Source organism: Vibrio sp. R10-SG3-ISO3 (assembly GCF_059834225.1).
Genome location: NZ_JCBDHE010000005.1, coordinates 17,124 through 29,790, shown reverse-complemented (window position 1 = coordinate 29,790; position 12,667 = coordinate 17,124). Strand labels below are relative to the sequence as shown.

10 protein-coding genes and 1 riboswitch are annotated in these 12,667 nt (G+C 46.5%); of the genes, 2 read left to right on the top strand and 8 right to left on the bottom strand.

Going from position 1 to position 12,667, the window contains the following annotated elements:
- From murI to AC6R1A_RS00910, 3 genes are all read right to left on the bottom strand, one after another.
- The coding region (gene murI, locus AC6R1A_RS00920) for a glutamate racemase (RefSeq protein WP_500646129.1) at positions 1-674 on the bottom strand (674 nt) is incomplete at its 3' end.
- Between the two features lie 30 nt (positions 675-704).
- Positions 705-1,388: a Dph6-related ATP pyrophosphatase gene (locus tag AC6R1A_RS00915; RefSeq protein WP_500633039.1), complete on the bottom strand. Its 684-nt coding sequence runs from the start codon at positions 1,386-1,388 to the stop codon at positions 705-707.
- A gap of 50 nt (positions 1,389-1,438) precedes the next feature.
- Entirely contained in the window at positions 1,439-3,262 is a 1,824-nt protein-coding gene (locus AC6R1A_RS00910) for a TonB-dependent receptor domain-containing protein (protein WP_500633040.1), read from the bottom strand.
- A gap of 51 nt (positions 3,263-3,313) precedes the next feature.
- A riboswitch (cobalamin riboswitch) is annotated at positions 3,314-3,510 on the bottom strand.
- Positions 3,511-3,676: 166 nt separating this feature from the next.
- Between AC6R1A_RS00910 and trmA the strand changes: the two genes are divergently transcribed.
- Both trmA and AC6R1A_RS00900 read left to right on the top strand, forming a co-directional pair.
- Positions 3,677-4,786 carry a tRNA (uridine(54)-C5)-methyltransferase TrmA gene (trmA, locus tag AC6R1A_RS00905; RefSeq protein ID WP_500633041.1) on the top strand — a complete coding sequence of 370 codons (1,110 nt, stop codon included), beginning with the start codon at positions 3,677-3,679 and terminating at the stop codon, positions 4,784-4,786.
- A gap of 522 nt (positions 4,787-5,308) precedes the next feature.
- Positions 5,309-6,058: an IS5 family transposase gene (locus AC6R1A_RS00900; RefSeq protein WP_500633042.1), complete on the top strand. Its 750-nt coding sequence runs from the start codon at positions 5,309-5,311 to the stop codon at positions 6,056-6,058.
- Between the two features lie 85 nt (positions 6,059-6,143).
- Here AC6R1A_RS00900 and AC6R1A_RS00895 read toward each other — a convergent pair whose 3' ends face one another.
- The 5 genes from AC6R1A_RS00895 to AC6R1A_RS00875 form a co-directional block, all read right to left on the bottom strand.
- On the bottom strand, positions 6,144-6,704 hold the full coding sequence (locus AC6R1A_RS00895) for a sugar O-acetyltransferase (RefSeq protein ID WP_500633043.1): 561 nt from the start codon (positions 6,702-6,704) through the stop codon (positions 6,144-6,146).
- A complete protein-coding gene (locus AC6R1A_RS00890; RefSeq protein ID WP_500633044.1) occupies positions 6,704-8,629 on the bottom strand; it encodes an alpha-amylase family protein in 1,926 nt (641 codons plus the stop codon). Before AC6R1A_RS00890 ends, AC6R1A_RS00895 begins: the two co-directional genes overlap by 1 nt.
- The gene (locus tag AC6R1A_RS00885; RefSeq protein WP_500633045.1) at positions 8,623-10,104 is read right to left on the bottom strand and encodes a glycoside hydrolase family 32 protein; all 1,482 of its coding nucleotides are present in this window, start codon (positions 10,102-10,104) and stop codon (positions 8,623-8,625) included. The genes AC6R1A_RS00890 and AC6R1A_RS00885 overlap by 7 nt, the downstream gene beginning before the upstream one ends.
- A gap of 176 nt (positions 10,105-10,280) precedes the next feature.
- Positions 10,281-11,291, bottom strand: coding sequence for an OmpG porin family protein (locus AC6R1A_RS00880; protein WP_500633046.1), 1,011 nt, complete (start codon positions 11,289-11,291; stop codon positions 10,281-10,283).
- A 191-nt stretch (positions 11,292-11,482) separates the two neighbouring features.
- Positions 11,483-12,616 carry an ABC transporter ATP-binding protein gene (locus tag AC6R1A_RS00875; RefSeq protein ID WP_500633047.1) on the bottom strand — a complete coding sequence of 378 codons (1,134 nt, stop codon included), beginning with the start codon at positions 12,614-12,616 and terminating at the stop codon, positions 11,483-11,485.
- Between the last annotated feature and the right edge of the window lie 51 nt (positions 12,617-12,667).

Genomic DNA, 12,667 nt, shown 5'->3' with positions numbered 1-12,667 from the left:
CTCGCTGCTAATTCATGACCCAGCAGCTGTTTTACGCGTCTCGCAATAGCTTGACCGGAGTCCACTAGGATTACGCCATCACCGAGCACCTGTTGGATCTCATCTTTGATGAGCGGAAAGTGGGTACAGCCTAGTACGGCAACATCAATGTGACCTTTGATCGGCAGCAGCACTTCCTCTAACTCTTCCAGTACTACTGCTTGCCCACGTAGCTTCTCTTCAGCCATATCCACCAGCCTTGTCGAGCCTAGCATTTCGACGGGTTTACTCTGGGAGAAGTTGCGAATGAGGTCATGGGTATATTCTCGCGTCACCGTCGCTGGCGTCGCAATCAACCCGACGGCTTTATTGGCCATGTTTGACGCCGGCTTAATCGCCGGCACAACACCAACAATGGGAATAGCATGCAGGGCACGAAGTGTGGGGAGCACAATGGTGCTCGCCGTATTACATGCAATCACCACTAGATCGATGTGAAACCGACCGACGCATTGAGACACGATTTGCTTTACGCGATCGATCAACACCCTGTGTTCTAGCTCACCGTAAGGGTACGCTTCGTTATCAAAAACGTAGTAGTAGTTGAGTTGGGGTAGGATCGCCTCGATTTCTTGATAGACAGAAAGCCCACCAACACCGGAATCAAAAATTAGAACATTTGGCTGAGAGAACACAGGCGACTTCCACACAATAAGATGCGCTGATCATACTCGCTCTGCATCGATTGGCAATATCGAGGCTTGATAACGTTGATGTGAGAAGCGCTCTCCGTGCTCTTGGTGCGTCAACGCCAGCACTATCTCGCCTTGATAGCTTCTTGTTTGTGTCACCAATGTATGAAATTCACCATTTTCTCCACACGGATCCACCGTCTCGGGTAGTGATTGTAGGAATGCTGAGTTGTACCAAAGGCCGCAGTAGTCCGGGATAAGTTGCTCGGCATCCGTTGTGACCACTAAGGTTTGTATCCCTCTGTCGATGATCTCTTTGGCCAACGCTTGACTGCTCTCTCCAAGAAGAGGGAAGACACACTCCCATCCCGCAGCTTCAATATAGCTTCGCCGATAGTCGGCGATACCATTGCAAAACATATCGCCGAATGCGACAGAGTCTATTGCTAACCCACTCTTGCGTAAGCCGTCGACGATGCTTTGCTGATAGATCTCGTTACTTGGGAACACCTCTGGCAAAGCAATCTCAATCAGCGGCAAACCGAGCAATTGTGCTTGCATACGGACGACAGACAGCGGCGTCGCTTGAAAAGGGACTTCGTCTTTGACATAGGTCGTATATAAACCAATAACGTTATACTCGGATGATTCTATTAAACGTTCCAAGGTAAGTGTGGAGTCTTTGCCAGAGGACCAACTGATGATGACATTTTTCATATATTATCCCAAAAAGAAAAACCGCCTCGCTATTGGAGGCGGCGTTTGGGTTAAAATTCGTATATCGCGTTCACATAGTAGTTACGCTCTGGCGTTTTATAACCGCTTGCTGTCTCGTACTCTTCATTTAGAAGGTTGCCAACTTTAGCACCTAGGCTAAGTCCATTATCAAAATAGTAAGTACCAGCAATATCTACTAGAGAGTATGGATCTAACACTTTGGTGTTTGAAGTGTCATCGTAACGCTTCCCTTGATACAGGTAACTCAGGTCAAATCGCCACGCTGCTATGTTGTACGATGAGTTCCACTTACCGCTGTGACGCGCGCGTCTAACAAGATCTTTCCCGGTTGTATCATCTTTTGCATCTAGGTAGTCGTAAGAGACTTGATGATCAATAGGGCCTGTATGGAAGCTTGTCGCTACCTCAATTCCTTTAATCTTTGCCTTATTGATGTTGACGTTCGTTGAGCCGTTACTGGCAATCATTTTATCTACGTCACTTTGATAAGCCGCTAAACGGAAACCTGCAATATCGTACTCACCTTCAATCGCAATCTCTGAAGTTTGAGACTCTTCAGGGACAAGATTCGGATTACCCTCATAGCACCCCCAAAATCCACATTCTTTTGGCCAATATAGGTCATTAAATGTCGGCGCTTTGAAAGCTGTGCCATGCAACGCAACAAGCTTGATGGCCTCTGTTAAACTGACGCCACCACCAAGCTGATAAGTAGTGTAATTACCATAAGCACTATTGTCATCGTATCGAACGTTACCTTCCAATGACACAATGCCTTGGGTATAAATAGCACCAGCAAAGACTGCTCCGTTGTCTCTAGAATCGTTGTTCATCGCTTTGGTGGTGTTATCCACTTTATCTTGATACCAATCTATACCACCCAGCACTGTAAGCTGCTCACTGATTTGTAGATTGTTATCCCAGTTAACCACGACTCTATTGGTTGAAATTGTGCTCTCGGCAGCACCTTGGCCATAGGACTTAGCTTTATCTTGATTCGAGGTCAACGAAAGCGAAGAATCAAAGTTGTTTCGGGTATACTCTCCGGCAAAGCTCAGGCTGTATAAGTCACTATCCGTTTTATCTACACCAGTCCAAGGGTTGTCATATTCGACTTTATGCTTTTGATAGTACCCGTTTGATTTTATTAGCCACTGTTGATTCAGTCTTTTACCCGTATCTAGAACCAGATATTGACTTGTGTAACCATCATCGTCTGTATCAATCGGGTTACTACTCGTTGGTTGTACGTTGTAACCATCACTAGACTGGTGAGTGGCAGTCAGGTTCAACCACCCTGTACGTGTATCACCCAAAGATAATGTTCCGCCTACGTTATAGCTTCCGAAGCTTCCAAAACCTGCTCTTACCTTACTTGATGAACCGTTCGGGTTAGTCGTGATTACGTTAACTACGCCACTTACGGCATCTGAACCATACACTGCTGCTCTAGCACCTCTGATCACTTCAATACGCTGAACACCATCAAGAGGTATTGCCGAAAGATTTGCAGCTCCGGTTGTAGCACTGCCGATACGTACACCATTAACAAGTACTAAGATATTTTTAGTGGAACGACCTCGAACGTAAAGCTCTGTGTTTTGCCCGACACCACCTTGGCTAGCAATCTGAACCCCCGGTAGTCGTAGTAATACCTCAGAGAGCGATTTTGCTTGAATAGCATCAATTTCTTGTCGGGTCACGACCTCCACTGGAGCGAGTGCGTCTTTTAATTGTTGCTCAACACGATTCGCCGTCACCACCATGGTTTCATCAGCGGCGGCTTCTTGAGCCAAACTCGAGGTAGCAGGAAGTAGCGATGCCACTGCTATCGCTAGAATAGATTTGTTCATTATATTGTTCCTAAATCGCGTAAATCCTACTGAGTTCTGGCGGATGCCGTTGATGGAACTCAGCTGCTGGCAGGTATTCGGACTTAAGAGCTGTTGGCCTACTGCCTCGACTTCCCACACCTCCCGTGGTGCAGTGTCGTGTTGAGGGGTCGTTCTCTTTTACCGCTGCGCGTCAGTTCTGGATTTACACCAGATTCCCTTTTCAGCCATCTATACATCTAGATAGCACCAGCTTGAAGGCATAGTATTGAGCCTGACGGTATTTGTCTAGTGATAGATGGCTATAAGCTATAGTTTTACAGTGCGCATTGCGCCCGTTTCGCGACCAAGACTGGACATCAGACGGGGATTGAATAAAATCTGCGCTCTTAAATGGCAAACACCACCCAGGTAATCACCCCAAAGGTACTATTCATGGCGACTCTTGATGTAAACCCGCAGCACTACCAGCAGCAACTCGATGACAAAATCTCTCGTTTGACCGAGATGTTTTCCAGTTACGAGGCGCCTGAGTTGGAAGTGTTCAAATCTCCAGAGCAGCACTATCGCATGCGCGCCGAATTTCGCGTGTGGCACGAAGGGGATGATCTCTATTACATCATGTTTAACCAAGAGACTCGTGAAAAGTACCGCGTTGATCAGTTTCCGGCGGCCAGTCGTCTTATCAATGACTTAATGCCACTGCTTCTCGAAGCAATAAAAGATAACGACATACTGCGCCGCAAGCTCTTTCAAGTCGATTTTCTCTCGACGCTGAGCGGCGAAATCTTAGTCTCGCTCCTATACCATCGTCAGCTCGATGATGCCTGGACAGTGGAAGCAAAAGCGCTGAAACAACGCTTAAATGACGAAGGGTTCAACCTCAACCTGATTGGCCGTGCGCGTAAAATGAAGATCGTGCTCGATAGAGATTATGTGGTAGAAAAACTGGATGTGAACGGCCAGCCTTACGTTTACCAGCAGGTCGAAAACAGCTTTACGCAGCCTAACGGTAAAGTGTCAGAAAAAATGCTGGAATGGGCCGTCGACTGCACCCAAGAGAGCCAAGGCGATCTGCTTGAGCTCTACTGCGGTAACGGCAACTTTTCACTGGCACTGGCACAAAACTTCGACCGTGTATTAGCGACCGAACTCGCCAAACCTTCCGTTGAGTCTGCGCAGTACAACATCGCCGCTAACAACATAGACAACGTACAGATCCTCAGATTGTCAGCCGAGGAGTTTACTCAAGCGATCGAAGGCAAACGAGAATTCCGCCGCTTAAAAGACGCCAATGTGGATTTAAGCAGCTATAACTGCAACACCATTTTTGTCGATCCGCCTCGCTCAGGCATGGATATCGATACCTGTAAGATGGTGCAAAACTATCAACGCATCGTCTACATCTCATGCAACCCTGATACGCTCAAAGAGAATTTGGACGTGTTATCACAAACGCACAAAATCACTCGATTCGCCCTGTTTGACCAATTCCCTTACACCCACCATATGGAAGCGGGCGTTCTTTTAGAGCTCATTAAATAAGGAATTTAACGGTCTGTAGACTCAATAAAAACCAATCCGGGTACGGCGCGGGGTACGGCAACATTAAAAACCGACTTCACGCTACATTGAACAGCTCTTTGCAATCCAATAAAAGCGCGATTGGGAACTATCACCAAAAATCTAAAGATCGGCTATTCGGTGATAAGAGAAGTATAAAAGACAAATTTTTGCATTAGCCACCACTTTATGGCTAATGCAAGGAAGACTTATACTTGATTTAGCCTACAACTACATCGCATCTTCGAAAGCGTGATGAATTAAGCGCAGTAATCTAGATAGTTTGGTGGCATAACTATAACAAAGGTTCTTTTTTGGGAAGCTTGTCGGTGTGAATTTCGTTTGCACCCCACCGTAACTTGTATTGTTCATATAGCCGCTGGGCTGACAAGCTTATTAACTAGTTAACTTCCTAAGGCGTGTTGATCTTTGGTGGTGATTTTTTAAACGGCATGGTGAAGGTTATAATTATTTCGCCAAAAACAAACCATAACCGAGTCCACCATGCTAACTGATAAGCGGTGGGAAAAGCTACTTCCAATAATGAAGAGCACAGGCCGCATATGCAATAAACCTGAACATAGAATGACCTTTGAAGGTATTCTTTTTCGACTAAGAACAGGGATGTCATGGCGTAACCTGCCAGCAGAGTTTGGTGACTGGAATACTACATATCATCGTTTTAGCTTGTGGTCAAAGAATGGACTTATAGGTATATTATTCAATGAGTTGGCAAAGATTTCCGGTTGCGATTGGGGGTTTGCTGATGGCTCGATAGTCAAAGCCCACCAACATAGTACTGGTGCCGAAACACCAGATAATGAATGTATAGGGAAGAGTCGTGGCGGTAATTCGACCAAGATTCATCTGGTCGTTGATAGTGGTGGCTTGCCAATCTATTTTGAGTTATCAGAAGGCCAAAGAAACGACATCGCTAGGGCTGAGAGCTTAATTGACCATTTAAAAGAAGTGAATATGTTCATCGCCGATAAAGGTTATGACAGCGAAGCACTCAGAGCATATGTTGACTCGAAAGGTGGTAAGACAGTCATTCCTAAGAGGAATTATGGTCAGGATATAGATAAGAACAGCGTAGACTGGTGCTTGTATAAATATCGGCACTTAGTCGAGAATGCTTTCGCAAGAATCAAACACTTTCGTTCAATATCAACGAGATACGATAAGTTAGCTAGAAACTACGCCAGCATGGTGTCACTGGCGCTTTCGATGATGTGGCTACCGATGTATTGCTGAATAGAATTTGTACAGTAAAGATCAACAGGCCTTAGTTAAAATCAGATTACCTATCATTCTACACGTGAATACGTGATGCACATTGCTATACTACGTTGAGCTTTTTCACGACCCTACACGGGTTACCAACCGCAACAACATCTGCGGGAATATCTTTCGTCACTACGCTACCGGCACCGATGACACTGTTAGCACCAATGGTAACGCCCGGACAAACGATCACACCGCCGCCGAGCCACACGTTATCACCAATCGTAATCGGTGTACCAAACTCAACGCCCTCTTCTACGCGCCCTTTCACATCTAGTGGGTGACCTGCCGTGTAGATTTGTACATTTGGCGCGAACAGCACATTATCACCAATGTGCACCTCTGTCACATCGAGCACCACGCAGTTAAAGTTAGCGTAGAAGTTTTTGCCGAGTTTTATGTTCGAGCCGTAATCACAACGAAATGGCGGCTCGAGATACGCTCCCTCGGAATCCGGAATCAAACGGTCAACAGCGCTTCGCCACTCTGGGGTATTTGGAATGCTATTGTTGAGTGTTTGCAACACTTTACGGCACTCAATACGTTCGTTGAACAGTTCTTCGTCCCACGCTTCATAAGGCTCACCTGCGAGCATTTTCTCTTTTTCGCTTCTCATCACTCAGTTACCTTTAACCACAACACATCATAGGCTGCCAGCAAAATATCTTCACCGACCAGTTCCTTACCAGATAGTAAGTCTCGGGTTCGCCTTGACCCCAAAATATCGCATATCGACGCCGGAATTGATTGCGAGGATTCGGCAAAATTACAGATAGCGAGAAGTTGCTCACCCTTTGCGTTCGTCCGGCAGTAAGCAAAAAGTTGCGAACGATACGTTTCTAAAATCTCTGTTTTTGCATTACCAAACTCTGGGTGATTTCTACGTAGTGCTATCATCTGTTTGAGATCTTGATTGATGCGATACTGATAACTGCCTTTGCTTTCTGCCAATGCGACCGCTTCTGCGCTAATTTGAGGGCGGTTCACCCAGCGCGCATCTTCGCGTTTAAACTCATCATTCAAGTAGCTGTGATCGTTCAAGATACCCAGTTCATCACCTTGATAAATCAGCGGAATACCACCGATGCTCAAGTTGATGCTGTTAAGCAGACGAATACGCATCAATGCGTGCTCAATCGCTTGTGCATCATCCGCTTCTATTGCTTTTTCTAACCCAGCAAGAGAGGCCAAAGAACCACATACTCGGCAATCGCCCGTGGTTGGGTTTTCTTGGAATGGCACACCTTGAGAGAATGAACCGTCGAATTTGCCAGTGTAGAACTGGTTTAGGAAGCGGCGATGCTCATAGCCATTAATGCCAAGCTGCTCAGCGACTGCATCATCAAACGTCCAGCCAATATCGTCGTGACAACGAATGTAGTTCACCCATGAACACGCATCTGAAATCTCAAAGCTTTTCTTTAATGATGCTGTCAGTAGCTTGGTTTCACGTGTTGCCAAGCTTTCCCACATCAGCGCCATCATCAGTGGGTTGTAGGACAACTGACACTCTTGTTTGTCGATGTACTGTGCCACCTCGTCCGGGTGCACAATCGCTTCTGATTTGAATAACACGGCAGGCGCTGCAATCTGCAAACAGGTATTGAAACACTGAATCAGAGTATGCGCTTTCGGCAAGCTTTCACATTGGGTCCATTTCTCTTTCCAAATAAACGCCAACGCGTCCAAACGCAGACCTTCACAACCGATGTTAGCTAGAAACAGCATCTCATCAGCAATCGCGTTAAATACTGCAGGATTTGAGTAATTGAGATCCCATTGGAAGCTGTTGAATGTCGTCCAAACGTACTTCTCTACATCTTCTAAGAAAGTGAAACTACCACGACGAACGGTTGGGAAGATCTCGCGACAGGTTTGGTTGTACTCATCCACTTCTCTCTTATCGGTGAAAAAGTAGTAAAAATCTTCAAACTCAGGATTGCCTTTACGTGCTTGCTCTGCCCAATGGTGTTCATCTGACGTGTGGTTGAACACGAAATCCAGCACTAGGCTGATACCTTCATCACTCAATGCCTCTGCTAACTGCGCCAGATCTTTCTCTGTGCCTAGCTTTGGATCGACCTTGCGGTAATCCGACACGGCATAGCCGCCATCGCTGTCCCCTTCTGGTGCTTTGTAAAGCGGCATCAGGTGAAGATAGTTGATCCCCAGAGACTTGAGGTAAGGGATCTTCATTTGTAGCTTTTTCAAATCACCCGCAAACAGGTCCACATACACAGCCATACCGAGCATTTTTTCACTGCGGTACCAACTTGGATTACCGAGACGCTTTTCATCCAAGTTCTTCCATTTGCGTTTACGACCAGCAAAGGCTTTGGCAAGCACAACCACCAGCTTTTGTAGGTGCAAGAAGAAGTCATAACGCTCACCATAAAGCGTGTGCAGTTGCCCAACTAAAGATGGAAAGTGCTGCGCCAGACGTTCAAGAAACACCTTCTCATCTTTCTTGGTTAGCTTTGGCAATTCAACCGAATCAAGAACTTGCTGCAGTGCTTGCTGAGTTTGTCGTTCGTTTAACATGTTTTTTCTCCTGCCAAGCTAGATGCTTGAACATTGCGCAGTGCCAACGAGCCACTATCCACGTTTAGGGCGACACTTGCTTGCGTTTCTTTGGCGTAAACAAGGTTGGTAAAGCTGAATTGGCCAGCATTGATCAACAACTCGACTGAGCCTTTGTCGATCAACACTTCGACTTGGAATTCATTCTCAATCGGTAAGGTCACGCGATAGTCGTGTGGGAAGTGTTCATCAATGCGCTCCGAGCCAAACTGACCGCGACGTACAGAGCGCACTTCTATGCCTTGTTCGACACCAACAAACTCAAAGTAAGCGGCATTATCTTGGTACACATTCAGGTGCAATGTTTGGCTATCTTGTAGCGTCACATCAGCGCTAAACTTCATGACTTCTTGCAGGCTGTAAAGACTAATCGCTTGTTCGTCACTTGGCTCTAGCGGTTGCACATCAAGACTTAACGCCTGACTAAGCTCTCCTACAAAGCGTTGTCCAACGCGTAACCCTGCTTTCCCTTCAAACAGGAAGAGCTCACGAGGCATAGCCATCGAACTGCGAAACTCTTGGGTTGGTAACTCAAGCGAGTACTGATGATTACTCATCCATGTACTGACGATACGGCGACCGTCTTCAACTGGGATATCAGAGAAAGACTGAGTCGCGTAGTAATCACGACCGAAATCGAGCCACAACACGGTCTCTGGATGATTGTGATTGATGAAGGTTTCGCCATCAAAGTTACCGATAAAATACTGCGTACCAGCTCCGCCACAATGAGCCCCTTCACCGATGCCAACCACCAATACCCATCGTGTTTCTTGCGAGCCTTCGATAGGAAGTTCAAACAAGTCTGGGCATTCCCACGGGCCTTTACTGTGTGCACCATGACGGTAGCCAAACTCGCTCACTAAACGCCAGTCCAATAGGTTGGTCGAACGGTAAAACTCGATATGTTGCCCGCAGGAAACCACCATAACCCAGGCCTGGCCCTCCTCGTGCCAGATAACCTTGGGATCGCGAAAATCAGGATTTCCCCGCGCAGGAATTATCGGCTTGCCATCGTTATATTTATGCCACTGACAGCCATCCTGACTATAGGCCAGCGACTGTTGCTGGATTGAGTTATCAACAATTTCACCGTTAGCTAGCCTTCGTTTTTGTTCAATAAAAGAGGTATAAAAAGCGAGAATGCCCGGCTTACCCTCTTCGAAAAGCCCTGACGTATTTTTCCTGTCTACAATTGCACTTCCAGAAAAACACATACCAGATTCATCAGGGAACAGCGCTGGTTCCAGCTCAGTCCAGTGAATAAGATCACTGCTCACCTTGTGTCCCCAGTGCATGGGGCCCCAAACCGTATCATGCGGGTAGTACTGGTAGAACTGATGATACTCACCATTAAAATAAACAAGGCCATTTGGATCATTCATCCAACCTTTATCAGGAGTCATATGTAGCTTAGGACGATATTTTTCACTCATTGGTAAGTCTCGATAATCTGTCGGGTACATTGTTTGTTGCACCTAAGGAAGTGCTTAGCGATGAGGTCTGTAACACACGTCTGTATTAAGTCGCTGCAAAACATCATGGCTAAGAAAATTAAAAAGCCTTCCCCCGAATCTCGAGGGAAGGAAAAGGCATGGTCTACCAGATAAACTTAGAAGCTGTAGTTAACCCCGATGATGCCAACAGACGTATCACCATCCATGCGCGGATTAATACCTTTTTTGTTGAAATCAATCGTTTTGTAGCTTACTTCACCAAATAGACGCCAGTGCTTAGTCAGAGGATAGTTAGCCGAAACACCCACTTTCGCGTAATCTTCTGTCCACTCAGTGGCGCCATCAGATTCTCGCGTTTTCTCGAATCCACCAAACTCACCCCAGATTGACGCAGAGAAGTCGCCAAAGCTACGCCAGATACCCGGCTTGATGATCCACTCAGCTTCTGAGTTGACGTGGCCGGCGCTCTTGTCATGCCATTCACCTTCCTGGTAACGGAAATTGATCCATGCACCCATGTTGTCTGCGATCTTATAACCAAACCCGGGTTCAATCTCCCAGAAACGGAACTCACCGGCTCCTCGCTTATACTCAACGTGATACATGGCGTAACCGTGGATATCAAGTCTGTCAGTCAGTTGATAGTTACCGAATACTTTTCCTTCAGGAGTAGTACGCTTATCGATACTCTCCCCTTTCATGGCGAACTGCCATCCCCAGCTTCCGCCGTCAAATCCATTGGATTTATTAATCCACACTTCCTGAATAGCGTTTACACCGCGATTGTAGTCTGCATGCTTAAGGTTGCCCGAGAAAAGTTCCTCACGCGCAGAGTAGAAGCCAAAACCCCAGCCGGGAAGATCTTCATGACTGAAGTTGCCCTGCGCCAGAGTATATTTAAGCTTACCCTCAGAGATACCGTCGTCCCGGTTGAACCTTTCTACTTCCAGGTTAGTACCCAGGCTACCATGCAGCTTGCTGTTTTCAGGTTTTTCATACCCGATTGCAGTCAGGATCTCTGCTTTGGAGAACTCATCGGAAAGTGCCTGAACTTTAGACTTCAGCTCCGGTGTGATACCCGTACTCTCATCTGTGTCGTTGGCAAAGGCGTACCCAGAAAGGGTCAAGCTAAAGAGGATGGAAGAAGCCACTACTGTTTTTTTCATGATGTTTACCTTATTATTTCATCGTTACTGTCTTTCCCGCGCCAACGGGAGTGTTTTTGATGCCTGCGCCAACAGGCATTAAGGTCACATGCAAAATTCATCAAGAACCCGAATTTTGAATGCAGTAATCCCGAAGCCCGCCGCTACAGCGGGCTTTTTTTATTTTTAGACTGGTGTCGGCGTACGCCGAATTAGATAACTTGTTTGATTTTCGGCGGAGGCGTAATCAAATCGTTCAGCATCATACCGCGCTGAAACGCATGGCCTTTGCTATCGAACAAGTGACATTTCTCAGCTGGAATACGAATGTTCAAACGCTGGCCAATTTCCACATGCACGGTACCTGGAACGCGAACTAGCACTTCTTGACCACCGCGAACCAGCGTGGTGTACAACAGAGACTCAGTACCTAGACGTTCGAAGCCTTCAACAATCACGCCCGCACCTTCTTCATCGAGGTGGATGTCTTCTGGACGAATACCAAGTGTCATCAATGCGCCTTGTGTTGCACCTTTTGCGTTTACGTCTGCTTGAAAGGTGTAATCACCTACTTCAACTTTTGCTTTTTCATCACAGGCTGACACCAGTCTCGCTGGTAGTAGGTTCATTTTTGGAGAGCCGATAAACCCTGCGACGAACAGAGTTTGAGGGAAGTAGTACAGATCCAGAGGTGAGCCAACTTGCTCTACAACTCCTGCGCGAAGTACCACGATCTTGTCGGCAAGCGTCATCGCTTCAACCTGATCGTGGGTTACGTAAATCACGGTAGATTTGAGGGTTTTGTGGTATTCCGCTAACTGCAAACGCATACGAACACGAAGGGATGCGTCTAGGTTAGACAGCGGCTCATCAAGCAGAAACAACTTCGGATTGCGAACAATCGCACGACCAATCGCTACACGTTGACGCTGGCCACCCGATAATTGACTTGGTTTCTGTTTCAGAAGGCTTGTCAGCTCTAGAATTTCCGCTACCTGACACACTGCTGAATCAATGTCGTCTTTACCTTTTTTCGCTAGTTTTAAGCCAAAAGCAATGTTTTCGTAGACCGTCATGTGAGGGTAAAGTGCATAAGATTGGAACACCATGCCAATACCACGGTCTGTTGGTGAAAGGTTATTAACCACCTCACCATCTAAGCACATGTCCCCTGATGAAATCTCTTCCAAACCTGCGACCATACGCAGCATGGTTGACTTACCACAACCTGATGGCCCAACGAATACCGTAAATTCACCGTCTTCAATGGTCAGGTTGGCATCCTTGATGATGTGTGCACCATCAGGATAAATTTTGTTGATGTTCTTCAGTTCTAAACGTGCCATTGTTCTACCTATAATTTTTTAAGAGTCTGGGCTTTAGGTGATTCGGGGGCA